At 43.9% G+C, this 19,475-nt stretch carries 20 protein-coding genes; 12 read left to right on the top strand and 8 right to left on the bottom strand.

Annotated features, from left to right (window positions below):
- Positions 1–13: 13 nt before the first annotated feature.
- Positions 14–346 (bottom strand): DUF4286 family protein, encoded by a 333-nt coding sequence (locus H8S84_RS13785; RefSeq protein ID WP_187067944.1) that lies wholly within the window; start codon positions 344–346, stop codon positions 14–16.
- 139 nt (positions 347–485) lie between these two features.
- Here H8S84_RS13785 and H8S84_RS13780 point away from each other — a divergent pair, with 139 nt between their 5' ends.
- Positions 486–986 (top strand): hypothetical protein, encoded by a 501-nt coding sequence (locus H8S84_RS13780; protein WP_187067943.1) that lies wholly within the window; start codon positions 486–488, stop codon positions 984–986.
- Between the two features lie 68 nt (positions 987–1,054).
- Here the strand turns inward: H8S84_RS13780 and H8S84_RS13775 are convergent, their stop codons facing one another.
- Positions 1,055–1,615 carry a hypothetical protein gene (locus H8S84_RS13775; RefSeq protein ID WP_187067942.1) on the bottom strand — a complete coding sequence of 187 codons (561 nt, stop codon included), beginning with the start codon at positions 1,613–1,615 and terminating at the stop codon, positions 1,055–1,057.
- A gap of 179 nt (positions 1,616–1,794) precedes the next feature.
- On the bottom strand, positions 1,795–3,039 hold the full coding sequence (locus H8S84_RS13770) for an MFS transporter (RefSeq protein WP_187067941.1): 1,245 nt from the start codon (positions 3,037–3,039) through the stop codon (positions 1,795–1,797).
- Positions 3,040–3,172: 133 nt separating this feature from the next.
- Between H8S84_RS13770 and H8S84_RS13765 the strand changes: the two genes are divergently transcribed.
- On the top strand, positions 3,173–3,808 hold the full coding sequence (locus H8S84_RS13765) for a YdeI/OmpD-associated family protein (RefSeq protein ID WP_187067940.1): 636 nt from the start codon (positions 3,173–3,175) through the stop codon (positions 3,806–3,808).
- Positions 3,809–3,867: 59 nt separating this feature from the next.
- Here H8S84_RS13765 and H8S84_RS13760 read toward each other — a convergent pair whose 3' ends face one another.
- The 4 genes from H8S84_RS13760 to H8S84_RS13745 all read right to left on the bottom strand — a co-directional run bounded on the left by H8S84_RS13760 (position 3,868) and on the right by H8S84_RS13745 (position 8,102).
- Positions 3,868–4,434, bottom strand: a complete 567-nt coding sequence (locus H8S84_RS13760) for a hypothetical protein (protein ID WP_187067939.1) — start codon at positions 4,432–4,434, stop codon at positions 3,868–3,870.
- A 149-nt stretch (positions 4,435–4,583) separates the two neighbouring features.
- Complete coding sequence (locus H8S84_RS13755; protein WP_187067938.1) at positions 4,584–5,162, bottom strand: hypothetical protein; 579 nt, start codon at positions 5,160–5,162, stop codon at positions 4,584–4,586.
- Positions 5,163–5,215: 53 nt separating this feature from the next.
- Positions 5,216–7,603 carry a TonB-dependent receptor gene (locus tag H8S84_RS13750; RefSeq protein ID WP_187067937.1) on the bottom strand — a complete coding sequence of 796 codons (2,388 nt, stop codon included), beginning with the start codon at positions 7,601–7,603 and terminating at the stop codon, positions 5,216–5,218.
- Positions 7,604–7,778: 175 nt separating this feature from the next.
- Positions 7,779–8,102 (bottom strand): hypothetical protein, encoded by a 324-nt coding sequence (locus H8S84_RS13745; RefSeq protein WP_187067936.1) that lies wholly within the window; start codon positions 8,100–8,102, stop codon positions 7,779–7,781.
- A gap of 261 nt (positions 8,103–8,363) precedes the next feature.
- Here H8S84_RS13745 and htpG point away from each other — a divergent pair, with 261 nt between their 5' ends.
- Both htpG and H8S84_RS13735 read left to right on the top strand, forming a co-directional pair.
- Complete coding sequence (gene htpG / locus H8S84_RS13740) at positions 8,364–10,190, top strand: molecular chaperone HtpG (protein WP_187067935.1); 1,827 nt, start codon at positions 8,364–8,366, stop codon at positions 10,188–10,190.
- Positions 10,191–10,420: 230 nt separating this feature from the next.
- On the top strand, positions 10,421–11,335 hold the full coding sequence (locus H8S84_RS13735; protein WP_187067934.1) for a toxin-antitoxin system YwqK family antitoxin: 915 nt from the start codon (positions 10,421–10,423) through the stop codon (positions 11,333–11,335).
- Here H8S84_RS13735 and H8S84_RS13730 read toward each other — a convergent pair.
- Positions 11,332–11,694, bottom strand: coding sequence for a YraN family protein (locus H8S84_RS13730; RefSeq protein ID WP_187067933.1), 363 nt, complete (start codon positions 11,692–11,694; stop codon positions 11,332–11,334). The two genes, H8S84_RS13735 and H8S84_RS13730, sit on opposite strands and share 4 nt — an antisense overlap.
- A gap of 222 nt (positions 11,695–11,916) precedes the next feature.
- Here H8S84_RS13730 and lipB point away from each other — a divergent pair, with 222 nt between their 5' ends.
- From lipB to porL, 8 genes are all read left to right on the top strand, one after another.
- The gene (gene lipB, locus H8S84_RS13725) at positions 11,917–12,630 is read left to right on the top strand and encodes a lipoyl(octanoyl) transferase LipB (RefSeq protein ID WP_187067932.1); all 714 of its coding nucleotides are present in this window, start codon (positions 11,917–11,919) and stop codon (positions 12,628–12,630) included.
- 5 nt (positions 12,631–12,635) lie between these two features.
- A complete protein-coding gene (locus tag H8S84_RS13720; protein ID WP_187067931.1) occupies positions 12,636–13,040 on the top strand; it encodes a hypothetical protein in 405 nt (134 codons plus the stop codon).
- Positions 13,041–13,160: 120 nt separating this feature from the next.
- Positions 13,161–14,210 (top strand): MraY family glycosyltransferase, encoded by a 1,050-nt coding sequence (locus H8S84_RS13715; RefSeq protein ID WP_222621663.1) that lies wholly within the window; start codon positions 13,161–13,163, stop codon positions 14,208–14,210.
- Positions 14,211–14,229: 19 nt separating this feature from the next.
- The gene (locus H8S84_RS13710; protein WP_230407182.1) at positions 14,230–15,366 is read left to right on the top strand and encodes a DUF4271 domain-containing protein; all 1,137 of its coding nucleotides are present in this window, start codon (positions 14,230–14,232) and stop codon (positions 15,364–15,366) included.
- 58 nt (positions 15,367–15,424) lie between these two features.
- Complete coding sequence (locus H8S84_RS13705) at positions 15,425–16,231, top strand: uroporphyrinogen-III synthase (RefSeq protein ID WP_187067930.1); 807 nt, start codon at positions 15,425–15,427, stop codon at positions 16,229–16,231.
- Positions 16,232–16,395: 164 nt separating this feature from the next.
- Positions 16,396–17,355 carry a PorP/SprF family type IX secretion system membrane protein gene (locus H8S84_RS13700; protein ID WP_187067929.1) on the top strand — a complete coding sequence of 320 codons (960 nt, stop codon included), beginning with the start codon at positions 16,396–16,398 and terminating at the stop codon, positions 17,353–17,355.
- Between the two features lie 227 nt (positions 17,356–17,582).
- On the top strand, positions 17,583–18,602 hold the full coding sequence (gene porK / locus H8S84_RS13695) for a T9SS ring complex lipoprotein PorK/GldK (protein WP_187067928.1): 1,020 nt from the start codon (positions 17,583–17,585) through the stop codon (positions 18,600–18,602).
- 67 nt (positions 18,603–18,669) lie between these two features.
- Positions 18,670–19,470: a type IX secretion system motor protein PorL/GldL gene (gene porL / locus H8S84_RS13690; RefSeq protein WP_187067927.1), complete on the top strand. Its 801-nt coding sequence runs from the start codon at positions 18,670–18,672 to the stop codon at positions 19,468–19,470.
- Positions 19,471–19,475: the final 5 nt, after the last annotated feature.

The following is a 19,475-nucleotide window of genomic DNA, read 5'->3' as shown; positions in this document are numbered from 1 at the left end:
CATATTTTTAGTATTACGCCTGATCTTTACGTTCCACGTTTACGCCAACAACATCCAGTACTGTTCTGAAGGAGGCGTATTTACCGGCATACCGTGCGTTAGCTTTCTGCTGCAGTGCCGGCGAGTGGTCGCGCTGGTATTCTAGCAGATCTTCTAAGCTGCGGCAAGTATACTGTACGGCGTAGGTGGTGCCGCCTGTGTCTTCTTCTTCCATTACCCGGCAAATCTGGTTCCCCAGAAAATAACCCGTACCCATCACCTCTGGTATGTGCTCCTCCAGCATCCACTGCAGCCACTCGTCAGCCACCGTGTTATCTATACTTACAGTTACGTTGTAAATTATCATACCCGAAGTTACTAATAAAACTCATCTTGCAGAAAAGTTAAAAAATAGTGTAGCAGCTACTTTAGAATAAGATAAAACTTTCTTTAAAAATTTTTATCTTTGCTGCTTCTGTATTGTTCTAATATTCAACTAAATAACTATGAAAAAAATACTGATTGTAAGTGTCCTAAGTGCTAGTATGGGCTTGGGTTTATCGCAGCAGCCAAGTGTGGCAGCTCCAGTCTCACCTTTAATAGCAGATGTAAGTACAGCTAACGTCCACCCCACAGAAGCTAAGTATGACAAGATCATGGCTAAATATGCCACTGGAATTAAAGCAGCCTTCGCTGAAAAGGACGATAAAAAGACGGTGGCGTTGGTAAACAAGATGAACAATGAGCTGGTATCAGAGCTGGAAAAGATTAAGCCTGAGCTAGAGCGTTGGATGAAAGGTATGACTGAGAAAGACAAAGAAGGCTTTGAGCAGCGAATGGGGGAGAAAGCTTACTTTAAAACAATCTTTGAAATAATGTTTGACCCAGCCGTAGGTGCACGCATTGAAAAAAATCCGGAGCTTAAGCAGGCGCTGGAGGCTGGCAACCAAAAAATGGAGGGCCTTGGCTTTAAAGACGAAGACTCTGAAGAAGAAGAGATTGACTAAGCAATAAATATAAAATAAAGAAAGCAGCGGCAAACATTTGTAAACCGCTGCTTTTTTTATGCCTGCACCTAGTACTGGCAACGCCAGTTGCCAAGCGAGCCGTCATAGTAACCTTCTTCTGGGTCTAGCTGATAGGCTACAACAATGGGCTTTGCAGTGGGGTACGCCTTTAGTTGCATCTGGCCATCCCTCAGCTGTAAATAAATAGTGCCTTTGTTGTCGTATTTAGCCTGTAGGAGGTTGTTGTTGTTACTTACTAGGTAGGTGTTGTTTGTGCTTAAACCGGTGGCTGTAAGTTCTGTTACAGTAAACACTTTGGTTTTGGAGAACGCTCCTGAGTTGCCTAGTACCACTTTATCTGTGCTTTCTAATTTGCCGCCTAGCCAAAGGTCCTCACCCAGGCAATTATCGGTTTCTGCAATCAGGTCGAAGTATACTTCATCAGCTGTTTTCTCTATGGCTGCCACGGTAACTGCACTGTGCTTTTGTGGAGCAGCAGTTTCAGTTTCTGCAGTAGACTCTTTTTTGTCCTGTTCCACGTGGGTAGAGCATGCGCCTAAAAGAAGTGCAATAAAAAAGTAAGCGAATAAGGTATAATCGGAGAATTTTGAAGTAAAGTTTTTATCCATAAGCAAGTATGATTTAAACGTAACATGTCTAATTATTTATACTTGCTGTACAATTTTATGGTTGCTTGATTTTAGCTGATTGATATCAGTAATAATCTTGCTCTTAGCGATTTTATTTTAATTTATGTTTAGTGCAGGATGTTGTAGCTGCCGCTGCTGTAGAAGCTTAACAGTGCAATTTAAATCGGCTCAGTATAGTCCAGGTCTTTGGCGTAGGTTTCTTCCAGCGAAAGTATAGCAACTACAGCCAACGCAATGCAAATTAAACCTAGTATGATGGCACCCGGCACCAACCCTATACCGTCTTTTAAATAGCTGAACGATATGGTAAGCGGCACTACGGCACCGCGCACAAAGTTGGGTACAGTGGTGGTTACAGTTGCCCTGATGTTGGTGCCAAACTGTTCGGCAGCGATGGTTACAAACACAGCCCAGTAGCCGCTGGCAAAACCGAGGGCCACACACAAAGTATAAAACGTGTCGATGCTGAAGGCAGACCCGAACAAGTAAACCCCTACGAACACAGCTGTAAGTAGAAGAAAGGCCACTACAATGTAGCGCCTGCTTTTAAACCGCTGGCTAAGATAACCGCTGGCAAAGTCGCCGAACACCAGTCCGAGGTAACAGAACGATACCGCCTTTGCTGCAGATACTGTCTCCTGCATGCCAAGCGCAATGCCAAACTCAGGCGAGAACGTGATAAGGATACCTACCACATACCAGATAGGCACCCCAATTAAGATGCACTTAAGATACTTCCAAAAACGTTTCGTGTTGGTGAACAGGCTCAGGAAGTTTCCACGTGTAACATCCGCTGTCTTCTTCAGGTTATCAAACATACCTGACTCGTAAACTCCCACGCGCAGGAAGAGCAACAGCAAGCCCAGGCCACCGCCGATAAAGTAGGCCGTGCGCCATCCAAAATACTCTCCTACCACACCAGCAAGTATAGCTCCTGAAATACCAATAGTAGCCACTACCATGGTACCGTAGCCACGCTTCTCTTTGGGCAGTACCTCCGAAACAAGCGTAATACCTGCACCTAATTCACCCGCTAAGCCTATGCCTGCCACCAGCCTCAGGAAGGCGTACATCGGTATAGAGGTTACAAACCCATTCATGATGTTGGCAACCGAGTATAAGAAGATAGAGCCGAACAGTACAGACAACCTACCGCGCTTATCACCGAGTATACCCCAGGCCACACCGCCTATCAGCATGCCTATCATCTGCATGTTCAGTAGCATCACTCCCTGCTCCAACAGCTGGCTTTGCTCTGTAACACCTAAATCCTGCAGGCTTGGTATGCGCACAATGCTAAACAGCACCAGGTCATAAATATCTACAAAGTAGCCAAGGGCGGCCACAATTACAGATGTATTTAAAAGGTAGTGCTTTTGCTTCGATTTCGTTAATTCTGCCATTTCCGGGTTTGTCTATCCTTAAATATAGCTTATGCCTAATGAATTGCAAAGTGCAGGCCATACTTTAGTTCTTGCTGAATTTGTACTAGATTGGAATTTTAAAACCGCTAATACCGATCATGATACCTGAACTATGGCTGAAATAGGAAAGAAGCTTCAACTAAAACACACTTACTCACTGTTGCTGCTTAATGCGCCGGATCAAATAGCCGATGCATTGGCAACAGAAGGCTATACTTTCACAAATGCTGCTGAAACGCCGCACGTGGGTACTTATGATGCCGTGCAGATCTTTGTCAGGAACAAAGATGAGATGGACCACTTTGTGCCGCAGGTAGTGCTGCTGCTAAAACCAAACGCCTTGTTCTGGGTTGCCTACCCCAAAAAATCATCAGGCATCAAAACCGATCTTAGCCGCGACGAAGGCTGGAAAACAGTTGCAGCACTTGGCTATGAGGCAACTCGGCTGGTAGCGCTGGGTGACACCTGGTCATCGGCAAGGTTCAGACACAAAACAGAGCGCAGTAAACCTTCTACATTTGGTATGGATATGCCCGGTATAGATCGCAAGGCGAAAACAGTTGTGTTGCCTGAGGATGTGCAGCAGGCACTGGAGCAGGCCGACTTGCTGGAGGTGTTTAACCAGATGGCATTTACTCATCGTAAAGAATATGTAGTGGCAGTACTGGATGCCAAACGTCCCGAAACACGTGCCAAGCGAATACAGAAAATCATAGATGACCTGCAAGCCAGAAAGCAGAAAGTATAAAACAGCAAGGGCAGCCATTTGGCTGCCCTTGCTGTTACTAAAAAGTTTGTTTTCGTAGCTTAATGTTGTACACTAACAAAGTATGTGGCATTAAATACGCTGCCTGACAAAGAAGATTTCCCCTGAGATTTTTTAGCGTTCAGGTTAATTTTAAGTGTTTCGATACCCACCTTTCCAGTTGTAAAAGTTGCCTGCAGGCCTAGTGGCGTGCCATCAGCCTTTTTATCTGTAGCGGCAATAGCAAGTTCTGCGCTAAAGTTCTGGGCGTTGTTTGAGCCTTTTTCATACACAACTGAATATACTCCAGCCTCTCTTGTTATGTCTGTGTTCTGCACAGTGCGGGTGCCGGTAATGTCGGAGAAGTATGTAATGGTAGCGTTGTAAGTAGTATTAGGTTGCAGGATAATGTCATCAGCCTTTCTCTCGCCATAGGTGTTGCCATTATTATCAGTGGCCGGAAAGCTTACTGTAAAAACCTTTGTCTCACCGCCGCCCTCAGGCACCAAGGTAACGTGCACGCCGTTTACAGGAACAATGTTAAGCTCCAGCTCCTCTTTTTCGCAGGAGGTAAGGGTAATGGCGGCTAATAGTGCAAAGCAGCTGGCAAGTTTCGTGAACAGTTTCATAGTTTTTTCTTTAAAAAGTTAAGTTTTGTTTTCTGAATATTCCTGCAGGCTAATATTGTGCCATAAAAAAATAACACAGGATAGGTTTTAAAAAAAAGAGGCACTTAACTATATAAGTGCCTCTTTATCAATATAAAATATTTAGAGCCTTACTCCACAATCACAGGGAACTCAGCCTGGATATCTGTTTCGCCTCTGGTTAAGCCTGTTTGCTCACGGTTAGGCTCGTTGGCGCCCACTTTCAGGTTTGGCTGATGCTTAAGCGTTATGCGCAGCTTGCCAGAACTTGTAGTAGTAGTAACAACCTGTGCTTTTAAACCTAATGGGCGCTGGCTGTTGTCTCTATCTGTCTTAGTGATAGCTAGATTAAGATTGTCCAGTGCCTGGTAAAACAGCTCATGCTCATCGCTCTCTTCCTCCACCTCGCTTGTCAGGTTTGCTGCGGGTGTTTTGGTCTCATCTAACAGCGTAATAGTGGCATTGTAGGTAGTGTTCGCTTCCAGACGCAGTGTATTTGCAGTTGGAGGGTTGCCGCCGTCACCGTCGGTGTCGCTAAATGTGCCGGTTACGGTTTGGGTCTTGCCTACTGGCTCAAGCACTATCTTCAACGTAGTTATCAGCTCTTCCTCATCAACTGGCTCCGGATCATCATCGCTGCAGGAGGTAGCTGTGAACATCAGAGAGCCCATTACAAGTAATGCTAAGTATGGTCTAAATAAATTTTTCATGTTTAGTATCTGGTTGATGTTAAAAATTGTTAGAAACTGTAAATGGTTAAAAACTAATTTTTGCTAAAATCTAAAGGTATTTTTACGCGCAGCATGAGTAAACGTCCCATCTCATCGGCATAGTACCGGAAACGGTTTAGGTATTCGCGGTAGCTTGTGTTTAAAAGATTGTTACCGGTTATACCAAACTCTATAGGCTGTTTGCCAAAGTAAACTGTTGTACCCGCCTCTGCCTGCAGCAGAAAGTATGCATCTGGTGCGGGAGCAAAGTCCTCGTCGCCCTTGGTTGGTACTCTTGTTTGCTCTGCTGCGTAAACTCCGCCCAATGTAACGTATGCATTTTTAAACAGGCCAGCTTTACCAATTTCACCGATCTCATAGCGCAGGCTGTTGTCAAACCTATCGGGTGGTATGTTGATCAGGTGATCGTCTGTAACCGTGTTTCTTGCCCGCACAATAGACGTTTTAGAGTCTAACGTAAGCTTAGGCAGCAGATTATACTCCAGGCTGAGGTCTACACCACTAAAGGTAGCATTTGTCTGCTTGTAACGGAATGCTGGAAACGCGCCTCTTATGGTTAATTGTGGCTCTGGAAGCGGAGCCAGGTAAATGTAGTTGTCAATAAAGTTGTGGTACACGCTCAGCTTACCGTTAAAGCGGATGTTGCCATAATAGTCAACAGAGGCTTCGAAATTGTATGCCTGCTCAGACTTCAGGTTCGGATTACCCTTCTCGTAGGCTGCAGAGCTGTGGTGCACTCCCTCGCTAAACAACTCGTTGGTATTAGGTGCACGCCAGGCTGATGTGGCGCTTAAGCCAAACGTAAGGTGATACCCTACATCATACAGAGCCCCCAGCGTACCCGACACGTTGTTAAAATTAAATTCGGGCTTCTGCAGGTCCCTGTTCTGCTCATACTTTTTCACCAGCAGGTGCTTATAGTCATAGCGCAGGCCAGCTTCGAGTTGCAGTCTGTCTTTGCGCCACTTCTCAATGGCAAAAGCACCAACCGTTAAACCAGTAAAGTGCGGCAGAAAATCGCTGTACTTCCTGGTGTTTTGCTGGTAGATAGTACTTGCACCCACCGAACCTGAAAAATTGCCGATTGGGGAATGCTCCCATATTGCCTCTGTAGTATGGGTTGTCAGGTTCAACTCTAGTGCCGGAGCAGCAGTGTTTCTGTGGGCATCAAACTCCTGACGCAGATTACGCTGCAAACCGTAAATAAACTCCAGCTTGCCTGCTTCTCCCGTTAGCAAATATGCTTTCGCTTTTAATAGCTGGTGCTGCACGTCCTGGTAAGGTCTTCCGATTTCGTAAGTGAACTCAGCCTCGTCTGCGCCCTCAGGTTTGCCTCTTTCTATGGCATAAAGCAAGTCGGTTAAGTTGCCTATATGTGCGCCTTTAAGTATGCCTAACTTTGTATTGAATTGGCTATAGAACAACTCGCTGCCAAACCTTTCTTTTTTGTATCCGAGTGCACCAGAGAAGTTTTGCTCTTCAAAACCGGTGTTTTCTAAGTAGTAATCAGGAGTGCGGGCATTGCCAGCCTTTTTATAGGAGCCCTGCACGCGCCAGCTAAGAGGCAAATTATTCAGCTTCCCTTCCAGTGTGCCGGCTCCGATTAGCTGACGATTGTTACTGGTGCCTACTAAGTTAACCTCACCTTTTGTACCGCCAGTTTCCGGTAGAGGGCTTGGCTCTACTATTACCACACCTCCGATGGCATCAGATCCATAGCGAACACCGGCAGCGCCTTTTATTACTTTCATCTCGCTAGCCACGAAAGGGTCAATTTCAGGGGCGTGTTCGGTGCCCCATTGCTGCCCCTCCTGTCGGATACCGTTGTTTAACAACAGCACACGGTTACTATGCATGCCATGTATAACTGGCTTGGAGATGGTAGGGCCGGTTTGGATGGTGGTAACGCCGGCAATACCTTTTAACGATTCTGCCAAAGATAGTCCGCGCGTTTCCTCCAATGCTCTGCCAGATAATGTTTCCGTAGACTGCGCCTGCTCTTTCACATGGCTGCCAGTAATCTCAACTGTGCCCAGTGTAGTGGCATCGGTGTGTAATTGCAGGTCACGCACTGTAGAGGAACTGAGCTTAATCACAAAGTTTTCCGTTTCATACCCGATGTAGGTCACTTTCAAAGTATAAGTACCCTTGCACAGGTGATGGAAATGGTAATTGCCGTATTCGTCTGCAATGGCTGCTCTGTTAAGCTGTGGGATATAAACAGTGGCCCCTACAAGCGTGCTGCGCGTGTCGTGGTCCAGTATCTTTCCGGAAATGGTAAGCCCGCAGTCCTGGTCAATGCCTCCTGCATCAGGCATAGTGGCTGCAGGTGGCTGCGCCACGGCAGGGTAAATACCTGCCAAAGCCAGCATCACAGCCAGTAATGGGTACTGCAGTAATTTTTGGATTGATATTAACACTACTTTAGTTTTAGCTATACTATAATAAGAGCAACAACAAAGGCTGCCATGTCCTGCAGATGCTAACATAGTGCCAAAAGCACACGCCAGCCCCGGTACGTTAGGTTTGGGAATAATATGCACGCAATGGCCACACTTGTATAAGCAGGCATTTTGTACAGGGATGAGCTAAAAACTAAGAAACCGGAGGGCCCCGGAGAGAGGCATTGTGTAAGGTGGTGCCATGCCAGCTGCTGCTGTAGTGCACCGAATAGATGGTAATATGCTGTACAGGTGTAAAAGCAACAGGGTCTCCTGCCATTTGGTAAGGTGCTCCGAATAAGTCCTCTACCGGGCAGTGCGTGTGCTTTTTGCCAACCTGTGCTTTATGTGAGTCCGTCTGTTCTGTATGTACCGTATGGCCGTGCGCATGCAGCTGTAGCAACAGCGCATCCGGCACCATGACTCTTATAAAGAGCAGGAGCAGCAATACAGCGATATAATTCAGAAAGCGGTTCACCTATAGTCTATAACTAATCTGATCACAGATAAATTTCAACCTGTTGTGTTTACGGTGCTTGTTAGAGTAAGATAACAGCGCCAGGTTTAATCTGTAATGCCAATAATAACAATAAAAATGACGAGTACGGCATATTTAGGTATGAAATTAAAAATAGTTTCTGACAACCTGTCACAGAAACAGCACCTGAATCACAATGGAACAAGATTTGAAAGCCTGCAGGTAGACAAAAGACAAGATTCATAACCTTAAAGTATAAATATGGAAGAAAGAGGTAGTATTTCGATCCACACCGAGAATATTTTCCCGATCATTAAGAAGTTTTTATACTCTGATCATGAGATTTTCCTGCGCGAGCTGGTAAGTAACGCCGTAGATGCCACCCAGAAAATGAAGCGCCTGGCTTCTATTGGTGAGTATAAAGGCGACTTAGGTGAGCTGAAAGTAGTGGTTTCTGTAGACAAGGATGCTAAAACTATTACCATTTCCGATAACGGTATCGGTATGACAGCCGAGGAGATCAAGAAGTATATTAACCAGATTGCTTTTTCAGGTGCATCGGAGTTTGTGGAGCGCTATAAAGAGTCTGGCGGCGACAAGAACCAGATCATCGGCCAGTTTGGTTTAGGTTTCTACTCTGCCTTTATGGTGGCCGAGCGCGTAGAGATTGTTACTAAATCTTACCAGGAAAGCGCTGAGGCAGCACACTGGACCTGCGACGGCAGCACCGAATTCGCCATTAAGCCAGCCCACAAAGAAACGCGCGGCACTAATGTTATACTTAACGTAGCCCAGGATTCTGAGGAATTCTTAGAGGAGGCGCGTATCCGCACTATACTTGAGAAGTACTGCAAATTCCTGCCTGTTCCGGTAGAGTTCGAAGGCAACATCCTCAACAACCCGAACCCGATCTGGACAAAGCAGCCATCAGAACTGACGGACGAGGACTACAAGAACTTCTACAAAGAACTTTATCCGTTCTCTGAAGCACCGCTTTTCTGGATACATTTAAATGTAGACTATCCGTTTAACCTGACGGGTATTTTATACTTCCCTAAGATCAAGAACGACTTCGAGCTGCAGCGCAACAAGATTCAGCTATACTCACGCCAGGTGTTTATTACTGATGAGGTAAAAGACGTGGTGCCGGAGTTCCTGATGCTACTGCACGGTGTTATCGACTCACCGGACATTCCGCTGAACGTAAGCCGTTCGTTCCTGCAGGCTGACTCTAGCGTGAAGAAAATCAACACTTACATTACAAAGAAGGTAGCCGACAAGCTGAACGAGATCTTCAAGAAAGACCGTACCGCTTTCGAAACCAGCTGGGAAGACATCAATGTGTTTGTAAAGTATGGCATGCTGAGCGACGAGAAGTTCTATGAGAAAGCAAAGGACTTTGTGTTGCTGCAGAGCGTAGATGGCAAATACTATACTTTAGAAGAGTATAAGGCGCTTACGCAGGCAAACCAGACAAACAAAAGCGACCAGTTGGTGCTGCTCTACACAACAGATGCAGACAAGCAACATGCTTTTGTGGAAGCTGCCCAGAATCGTGGCTATGATGTGCTGAAGCTGGATACGCTGATTGACAGCCACTTTATTGGTATGCTGGAGCAGAAGCTGGAGAAAACAACTCTGAAACGTGTAGACTCCGAAACAGTTGACAAGCTGATAGAGCGCGACGAGGCAAAGGAAAGCGTACTGACGGACAATGAGAAAGAAAACCTGAAAGGCATTTATGAAACTGCTATCGACAACAAGAACATGATGGTAGAAGTTGCCCCAATGTCTCCGGACGATGCCCCTGTGGTAATTACACTGCCAGAATTTATGCGACGCATGAAAGATATGAGCAAAGCCGGTGGTGGCGGTATGATGTTCATGGGGGATATGCCAGATACTTATAATGTAACCATCAATGCAAACCACAGCCTGAACCAGCGCATCCTGCACGCAAAAGAGGAAAACCGTCCGCGCATTGCACGACAGGCTTATGATCTGGCGTTATTATCACAGAATATGCTGTCGGGGGCCTCACTTACGGCTTTCGTAAAACGCAGCTTCGAGTTGATAGACAAAGAATAGTAATTTATTAATATACCTGACAGAATTAAGGCGGTATCCATAGGGTGCCGCCTTTTTTAATTTTCTGTCTTTATACTGTGAAACTATCGTGCAACAGACGTAGTTATAGGAGGCATATTGATGGATATATAAAATATGTTCATCTTTACGTTATACTTAGAGTTGAATTGCAAAGGCTGTCAAAGCTGGTTTATTGCCTTTGTCTTAACTTATAAATACTATAAGCTATTATGCAGCATTTGATTCGTGTGGTTTCTTCAATGGCTGCCGGGGCTTTATTTTTGGCCTTGGCCGGTTGCGGTGCGCCTAAATGGAACAGTGATTATAACCTGAACCAGGCCCGCCTGAAAGAAAATGCTAAAACCAATGCTGTTGCCTCTGCTGATACTACTGCACCGGAAATTGATACCAGTCTGCTAAATGAGAAAGTGGAGGAAAAGGAAAAGAAGCGCAAGAGAAAGTATAACAAGCGCTATTTTCTGGGTGAAAAAGTTAGCCGAAGCTTTGTAAAAAAAGGCAAAGGCAGCAGAGAAGAGATTGAGACGTTTAGCTATCTTCCTGTACACAAAGAGCCCAACCCTTATGCGCCTTTAAAATATTATTTCGATACAAAGAAGAAGGTTCTCTACCGTACCAGCTCCGATGAGGTAGACCCAGATCGCTATAAGGTGCTGCACGGGCCTTACAAGAAAGAGATTGGCGGCAATACCGTTGAGGAAGGCTATTATTATATAGGCACTAAACATCTGCGCTGGGAAAACTACAGAAGAGGCGATGAAGGTATACTTACAAACAAACAGCACTTCGACAAAGGCTTCCTGCGTGATGCAAAAGTTACTTACTATGATGGTGGCAAAAAGATAAAAGAAGTAATGCCTTATGAGTATGGCGAGGTACAGGGCACGTATTACCGCTTCTACGAAAATGGCGAGTTAGAGTGGACCGGCAAGTATGAAAAGGGTAAGAAAGTAGGCATCTGGATCAATCACTACGACTTCAGAGGCCGTCGCCACTATGAGTATCAGTATCCGGAAACGGCTTATGATAAGTATTTTGAGCCATACCTGATTAAAGAGTATGACCGCCACGGCACACTAATCTTCGAGAAAGATAAATTTGATAAACGCTCACAGGCTCAGCGTTAGTGAAATGCATCTACTATGTGGTGTATTTCCTGCCTAGGAGCAAGGGTAATGGCTACTACATCAAATCGTACTTCTCCTTCCCAACCAGTTTGGTAAATATATTCTTCCGCTGCCTTTAGTAGTAGCTTTTCTTTTTTGGCGCCAACAGCCTCTTCAGGAAAACCAAAAACAGCACTAGTCCTTGTTTTAACTTCCACAAATACTAAGGTGTCCTGATGCGTAGCTATGATGTCTGTCTCAGTGCGCTTGTACCTGTAGTTGCGCTGTACTATAGTGTAGCCGCGTTCCAACAGGTAATTGGCGGCAGCCTCTTCACCATCGTGTCCAGTTCTTATGTGGGTGTTTGTTTGAGAAGCCATCTAAAACTTGTAATTTGCATCAAACTTAGATTCCAGATTGAAGTTATAGTTTGAACATAGGTAATAATCTATGTCACAGAGCCATAATCAGAATCGCCTATAGCCTGAAAAAGTATAAAATTTATACTTGATGGCAGTGTTAAAGTTGACTAATTACGGTTGATAGTCTGTTAGCGTTCTGCAATAAAGACTCAGGAATCTGTAAAATAAAAGTATACGCTTGTGCTACAGAATAAAAAGATAAAGTTTGAGCACCTTGGTCTAATAGACTATAAAGAGGCTTGGGATTACCAGGATAGGCTGTTCAACGGAGTGCTTGATCTGAAAGTGAAAAACCGCAAAGCACCATCAGATGAGCAGACTCAAACGCCAAATTACCTGCTGTTCTGCTCACATCCACATGTTTATACTTTAGGTAAAAGTGGGCACGAAGAGCACCTGCTGTTAAACGAAGAAGGGCTAAAGGCAAAAGGAGCTACCTATTATAAGATTAACCGAGGCGGTGACATTACTTACCATGGCCCAGGCCAGATTGTTGGTTACCCTATATTAGACCTTGAAAACTTTTTTACAGATATACACAAGTACCTGCGGTTTTTAGAAGAAGCTGTAATACTTACGCTCGCTGAATATGATATAAAGGCGGGTCGTATTGCTGGCCTTACAGGTGTGTGGCTGGACCATGAGGCACAGGTAAATCCCCGTAAAATATGTGCAATGGGAGTAAAATGTAGTCGGTGGGTAACTATGCACGGCTTTGCCTTTAACATTAACGCCGATCTTAACTATTTCAATAACATAGTGCCTTGTGGCATCTCAGATAAAAAAGTAACCTCGCTGGCAAAAGAGCTTGGGTACGAGGTTCCTTTGCCAGAGGTAGAAGAAAAGCTTAAAAAACATATAGCAGCTTTATTTGAGGCTGAAATTACGGAGTAACCTATATGAAGAAAGATATAGATTTTGGTGCAGTAGAAGGCATTGCGATTGCTATTGCTACTAAGACAAATGATGAAGGAGAAGCTATATGGAATGTATACTTACTTAACAACAATAGTTATCCTCTTGAGAATGTGCTTATCACCTCTAAAGGCTATGGTGTAATGAAAGGGCAGGAAGTGCAGACATCCGTGCTGCGCCATATGTTTGAGCGGGTGGAGCCAAAAAGCTCAGTTCAGATAGAGCCCATTGATCCGGGCATCTTTCATATAAATAACGAGTATTGGGTAAGCTACTATATTGATAGGCAGATATTTGACAAGAAGTTTGTCTTCGTGCCCGATTCCATTACAGAGGAAAACCTAATCGATATCGGAATGCTGCAGCAGCGGGGAGTATTGCACTCTTAGCATAGGCGGTATAAAGTATAAAATTTTAGTAATAGGGGCTTTAGCAGGCATCTATATAGGAATTGTGACGTTTATTAACTTAATTTAAGTGCCGCTGCTTTATCTTGTTCCTTAATTTCTATGGATCAACAAATTTTACCCCTTATACTTGCATCCAGCTGGGCTTTTTTGATAGCTATCTTTGCTGTGCCCTCTATTATCCGGGTAGCACACCTTAAGAACATTTTGGACCGACCCAACGGCCGTACTGTGCATGAAGAGCTCACGCCGAGACTTGGCGGCGGCGCTATGTTTGCCGGTTTCATGTCGGCACTTACCATTTTTGCAGATCTGAATAATGGAGTACAGCAACTGTTGGCTGGCTGCATCATGCTTTTCTTCATTGGCCTTAAAGATGATTTGATCAATATTTCAGCATTAAAAAAGTTTGCAGTGCAGATACTAGCTACTGGGATCGTAATATTCATGGCTGATATCCGGGTGACAAGCTTTCAAGGGATTTTTGGAGTAGGAGAGCTAGAAATAGGAACAAGTTATGCTTTCACATTTATAGTTGTGATCGGAATAACGAATGCCATTAATCTAATAGATGGCCTTGATGGACTTGCGGGTACACTAGTGGCCATTGCAGCCAGTGCCTTTGGTGTATACTTTTACATGTATGGCGGCCCAGCGTATGGTAACTACGCAGCAGTTGCGTTCTGTTTGGTTGGGGGTATACTTGGCTTCCTGAGGTATAACTTCCGCAAAGCAACCATATTCATGGGTGATACAGGCTCTCTGCTTTGTGGCTTTATACTTTCTGTGCTTGCTATACAGTTTATCGAAATGCGTGTTGTGCCTGCTGCACCCTCCGTTGCTTTAGGTATTTTATTTATACCACTCTTTGATACGATACGTGTATTTGTTATTCGCATCTTAAAAGGCTCCTCCCCTTTTGTGCCGGATAGAAACCACATTCACCACCGCCTTTTAAGTATGGGGCTGTCACAGACAGGCACAGTGCTTACGTTAGCCTCCATCAATTTATCCGTAATTTTATTTGTAGTGTCTTTGGGTGTATGGGGTAACTTGACTATGATTATAGCATTATCGGCATTTTCGGTGCTGTTAGGTGTATTTTTAGGAGTTTATAAATCTAGTAGTGCTCAAAATATATCAAAAGCTTAAGAGCTTTTCCCCTCATTTTTTGCTTTTACTTGTAGCGTTTGTAGGTTTCGCACTGGAGCCTTATGCGCAGATGTTGCCTTTAGAACAAAGCAATGCTATTACAGGAGAGTGGCTGGTGTATGAGGACGAAACACAGGAGCTTGTGCCCTACGTTTCGGTAGTGCATGCTAAACAACAGGCACTTCACCAGTGGTTAACTGTCGAGCCTGCTCAGCCCTTCCTGATTGGTTTTACTGCCCAAAAGGACCTATGCCTGTTCCTGAATAACCAGATGATCTTTAAAGCTGACTCTACTGCGGCTTATAAGTTAAACCTTTCGAACTACGCCAGCGCTGTAAAACCAGTAGAGGGCAAAATGCTACTTACTGTGTGGCACCCGTCACAGCAGCCAAACATCAAAGGCTTTTACAACGATGTGCAAAGTAGTAGCCAAAAAGCAGATACTGGTCAGCGGCCTCTTTCTATAAGGTTAAGAGAGTATGTAAACCAAAACCCATTTATAGTTTTTCTGCTGGTAATCGGGTTAGTTTACGGATGGTTACGTATTAATTTTCCAGCAGAGTTTGAGGCACTGTTCGATGTAAGGCTCGCTGGGCGCAACAATCGTCTTGATGAAGGTTTTATGGCAAATCCATTAAGCTCTTGGTCAAGCATTCTTTTTGTACTTGCCTTTTCTTTGTCGCTGGCGCTGCTTATTGCCGCTATTCATACCAATGTGCAGCATATTCGCTTGTTCAATCGTCTTTTCCCAGTTTCAGAAGCTGATATCACAACTAAGATCGGGGTTTATACTTTGGCTATTTTCCTCTTTCTAGTGCTTAAATATCTCTTTCTGAAATTTATGGCATTTATCTTCGGGCTTGAAGAGGTAGTGGTCGTGCAGTACAGGGAATTCATCAAAACGCTTCTGTTTCTGGGTGTTTTTCTGCCTTTCGTCATGCTTTTGTACCTTTCTATGAATACCTTCATACCGGAAACGATCTTACTGGTGTCTAATGTGCTGGTGTCGTTACTGTTATTGCTGGCCGTGCTACGGGTGTTTGTAATTGTAAATAAGAAAGCTACTGTACTAAATTTGCATTTATTTTCATACCTTTGCGCCACAGAAGTAATTCCGTTGGCAGTTGTGCTAAAATTAATCGTATTTAGCTTTTAAAAACACAATTTCCGACGGTTCTAAGCAGCTGGATTTTTAATAACCGCATTTTTATTATATGGCTGAGAGTAAAGCAAAGGGAAGTGCAAACCCTGAAAGACACAAGATTCCTATTAAGAGTATTCTGGTTACCCAACCGCAGCCTACCACAGATAACTCACCGTATTTGTCAATAGCAGATAAGTATGGTATAAAAGTAGATTTCAGGGCTTTTATTGAGGTAGAGCCAGTGCCTTACAAAGAGTTCAGAAAAGACAAGGTCGATATCCTGTCGCATACAGCTATCATCTTTACCAGCCGTAATGCAGTAGACCACTTTTTCAGAATCTGCCAGGAGAGCAAAATAGAAATGCCTGCTGATATGAAGTATTTCTGTATCTCTGATCAAACGGCTTATTACCTGCAGAAGTATATTACCCTGCGTAAGCGTAAGTTGTTTGTTGGCGAAAAAACGGCCAAAGATCTTTTCGAAGTGATCAAGAAGCACAAGAACGAGAAGTTCCTGTTCCCGTGCTCGAATATCCGCAAAGAAGATATACCGGAGTTTTTACAGGCAAATAAGATCAAGCACTCAGAAGCTATTATTTATAAAACTGTGGCGGCTGACCTTTCTGATCTGGATGATGTAACCTATGACTGCCTTGCTTTCTTTAGCCCATCAGGTATAACATCTTTATTTATCAACTTCCCTGATTTTAAGCAGAACAATACGCGTATTGCTGCTTTTGGTCCCACAACAGCAAAAGCTGTAAGAGATGCAGGGCTTGAGCTTGATATCGAAGCGCCAATGCCAAATGCTCCTTCAATGACAGGCGCAATTGAGGTGTATATACAAAATCAGCAGAAGCAGGAGGCGAAAAAATAAGCAGTTAACGTAACTTTTATTTCTGTTTTACATACTATTAAAACGCAAAAGCTAGTATCTGTCAAAAACATACTAGCTTTTGCGTTTTAACGTTTAATCATTATATTTGGTCTAGTGCTTCTCTTTACCTGATTATAAAAAATCTTGCCATCTTGCAATTGCTTATGAGAAAGCTTCTACCCGCCTTATTGCTGATGCTTGTGTGCCACATTGAGGTATGGGCACAGCAGCAACCGCAGTTCACCCACTACGGTTTTAATGGCATGCAAATAAGTCCGGCTTATGCAGGTATAACTAAGCGCCCGGAATTTATGTCTATATATCGTTACCAGTGGTTAGGTTACGATGCTACATTTGACGATGGAGGCTCACCGCAAACGCTGCTGCTAACTGCACATACTCCTGTAAGGTTGCTACACGGCGGGGTAGGTATAAATCTAATGCGAGATCAGATAGCCAATACTACTTTTCTTACAGCAGCGCTGTCATATTCCTTTCACATCAACATAGGCGAAAGCAAACTTGGGTTAGGGGTGCAAGGAAACATAAATAATATTAAAAAAGGGAGTTATAGGGCAATTGACGAGGGAGACCCAAATGTGCCATACAATTCCTCTGACACAAAATATGATTTAGGTGCAGGCGTTTGGTATGAGTCGGAAACATTTTATGGAGGTGGGGGAGTAACAAATTTACTTAAATCACAGTATGAGTTTGCGGATTCAGCAAGAACTGGTACTGGAAACTTTTTAACTGAAAATCACATCTACGTTACTGCCGGCTATAGACTGCCGGTTTCAACAAGCTTGGAGGTAACTCCAATGGTTCTTTTAAAGCATGATACTGAAACATTTTCTTTTGATGCCGGCACCCGGTTTACCTATAATGAAAAATATTGGGTCGGAGTGAATTATAGGCATAAAGAAGCTGTTAGTGCGCTAATAGGATTATCCCTTTTTCAGGAGAATGCTTTAAGAGTGGGATACGCGTTTGACTTTACAACATTTAACCGTGCGGCCAAGGCCCCGACTTCTCATGAAGTTATGGTGAACTACAGGTTACCGGAGCCAGTTATAAGATTCAAACCACCGGTAAGAACACCGAGATACAACTTCTCTAGATAAAAAAAATATAAATCAGAAGAGGCTGTAAAGCTAGGATTCTTAGAAAAATACAGTAAAAAAATAGTTTATAGTATAATAATAATCAGTTTATTACGCCGTTTAAAAATAATAAATAGGTGTACTAATGAATTGTTTTTTTATTTGTTGTTAAAGCTTTTATATTTGCTACCCTAGAAAAAGTGTACTAAATTAATATTGCTGGAAAAATTTACTTTTTATTACTCAATATGAACAAACTACTTAAGCTGACTTCCTTCGCTTTGGCGGTAGTACTGCTTGCAAGCTGCGGACTTAGAAGAGGACCTGAAGGTGATCTTGTGGGGGTGGATGACCGTCCGGAGTACAATGCTCAGGAAGTGCCTTATGGTATGGTGCCTTGCCCTGGTGGTACATTCCATATGGGTCAGGCAGATCAGGATATAGCAGCCTCTATGGCTAACCTGAACAAACAGGTTACTATAAGCGGCTTTTATATGGACGAGACTGAGATTACAAACAACGAGTACCGCCAGTTTATGCAGGTTATGATGGAGGATTCTCTGGACGTGCTAGGCGAAGAGTTTGTGATGACACAGCTTTACCCAGATACAACAGTGTGGGTAAAAGACTTTACCTACCACATGGGTGATCCTCTGATGGAATACTACTTCTCACATCCAGCATTTGATGATTACCCGGTTGTGGGAGTGGACTGGTTTGCAGCAAAGTACTTCAGCGATTGGAGAACTAAGCTTAAGAACCAAGCAAACGAAGAAGATGGCCGCGCGCCAATGCCTAAATTCAGACTGCCAACGGAGGCTGAATGGGAGTATGCTGCAAGAGGCGGACGTGATATGTCTGTATTCCCTTGGGGTGGCCCATACCTGCGCAATGGCAAAGGCTGTTTATTAGCTAACTTTAAGCCAGGCCGCGGTGATTACTATAGCGATGGTTTCTCATACACTGCACCTGTAGCACAATATTTCCCGAACGACTTTGGTCTATATGACATGGCGGGTAACGTGGCAGAATGGTGCGAAGATGCTTATTACGATGCATCAGTTCCTGTAGTGTGGGACTTGAACCCAGTATATAACGATGACAACGAACCAAGAAAAGTTGTTAGAGGTGGTTCTTGGAAAGATATAGCTTACTTCCTTGAGACCGGCACACGCAATTTCGAATACCAGGATTCTGCCCGTTCATTTATCGGCTTCCGTAATACTATGATCTATTTAGGTAGATCTTCTGGTAGAGAATTCAGATAAGAATTTTATTAACCCTATATTACAAAACCCAATAATCCAATCGTTCACTTATTAATTAGAAAACAAAATGAGCAAAGCTAAAGGTCGCAGCTTTATGTACGACGTTTTGATGCCTAAAATCTATGGTATCGGTGCAGCTGTCGTAATCGTCGGAGCATTGTTTAAAATCCAGCACTGGGAAGGTGCGGATATAATGCTAATTGTGGGTTTAGGTACTGAGGCTGTTATCTTCTTCCTGAGTGCATTCCAGCCACAGCCTCATGACCCGGATTGGGCAAGAGTTTACCCTCAATTAGCCGATGATTACACAGGAGAAGCATTGATTCCTGCAACAGCAGCATCAGGCGGATCTTCGTTGACAAGAAAGTTAGACGACATGATGCGTGACGCAGATATCACGCCAGACACGATCAACAGCCTAGGTTTAGGCTTAAACAGACTAAGCGAAACTACTGCACAATTAGCAGATATGAGCCAGGCAACTGCAGCTACTCAGGATTACACAGTACGTGTTAGAGCAGCAGCTGACCAGCTTGACAACATGAACAAAGCGTATGCTACTACTGCAGAGGCTCTGTCACACATGGCAGGTTCTACAGTTGATGCAAAAGAGTATCATAATCAGATTCAGAACATGACCAGGAACCTGGGTGCTCTGAACGCTGTTTACGAAATGGAACTTCAGGATGCTAACAACCACCTGAAGGCGATGAACAAGTTCTATGGCAATCTAACTATGGCCATGGATAATTTAACTGATGCCAGCAAGGACACAGAACAATTCAAAGAAGAAGTTTCTCGCTTAACGCAGAACCTACACTCGTTAAACACAGTGTATGGTAACATGCTTACTGCAATGCGTGGTTAATTCTT

It is taken from the genome of Pontibacter cellulosilyticus (assembly GCF_014306105.1).
Classification (GTDB): Bacteria; Bacteroidota; Bacteroidia; order Cytophagales; family Hymenobacteraceae; genus Pontibacter; species Pontibacter cellulosilyticus.
This window is presented reverse-complemented; position numbering and strand designations above follow the sequence as displayed.

Excerpts from the sequence above, each read along its gene's own strand:
- H8S84_RS13755 (WP_187067938.1), bottom strand. The coding sequence starts at position 5,162 with ATGAAAAATTTATTTAGACCATACTTAGCATTACTTGTAATGGGCTCT.
- H8S84_RS13720 (WP_187067931.1), top strand. The coding sequence starts at position 12,636 with ATGAAGAAAGATATAGATTTTGGTGCAGTAGAAGGCATTGCGATTGCT.
- H8S84_RS13780 (WP_187067943.1), top strand. The coding sequence starts at position 486 with ATGAAAAAAATACTGATTGTAAGTGTCCTAAGTGCTAGTATGGGCTTG.
- H8S84_RS13775 (WP_187067942.1), bottom strand. The coding sequence starts at position 1,615 with ATGGATAAAAACTTTACTTCAAAATTCTCCGATTATACCTTATTCGCT.
- H8S84_RS13770 (WP_187067941.1), bottom strand. The coding sequence starts at position 3,039 with ATGGCAGAATTAACGAAATCGAAGCAAAAGCACTACCTTTTAAATACA.
- H8S84_RS13705 (WP_187067930.1), top strand. The coding sequence starts at position 15,425 with ATGGCTGAGAGTAAAGCAAAGGGAAGTGCAAACCCTGAAAGACACAAG.
- H8S84_RS13760 (WP_187067939.1), bottom strand. The coding sequence starts at position 4,434 with ATGAAACTGTTCACGAAACTTGCCAGCTGCTTTGCACTATTAGCCGCC.
- H8S84_RS13765 (WP_187067940.1), top strand. The coding sequence starts at position 3,173 with ATGGCTGAAATAGGAAAGAAGCTTCAACTAAAACACACTTACTCACTG.
- H8S84_RS13785 (WP_187067944.1), bottom strand. The coding sequence starts at position 346 with ATGATAATTTACAACGTAACTGTAAGTATAGATAACACGGTGGCTGAC.
- H8S84_RS13735 (WP_187067934.1), top strand. The coding sequence starts at position 10,421 with ATGCAGCATTTGATTCGTGTGGTTTCTTCAATGGCTGCCGGGGCTTTA.
- H8S84_RS13715 (WP_222621663.1), top strand. The coding sequence starts at position 13,161 with ATGGATCAACAAATTTTACCCCTTATACTTGCATCCAGCTGGGCTTTT.
- H8S84_RS13730 (WP_187067933.1), bottom strand. The coding sequence starts at position 11,694 with ATGGCTTCTCAAACAAACACCCACATAAGAACTGGACACGATGGTGAA.
- porK (WP_187067928.1), top strand. The coding sequence starts at position 17,583 with ATGAACAAACTACTTAAGCTGACTTCCTTCGCTTTGGCGGTAGTACTG.
- H8S84_RS13700 (WP_187067929.1), top strand. The coding sequence starts at position 16,396 with ATGAGAAAGCTTCTACCCGCCTTATTGCTGATGCTTGTGTGCCACATT.
- htpG (WP_187067935.1), top strand. The coding sequence starts at position 8,364 with ATGGAAGAAAGAGGTAGTATTTCGATCCACACCGAGAATATTTTCCCG.
- porL (WP_187067927.1), top strand. The coding sequence starts at position 18,670 with ATGAGCAAAGCTAAAGGTCGCAGCTTTATGTACGACGTTTTGATGCCT.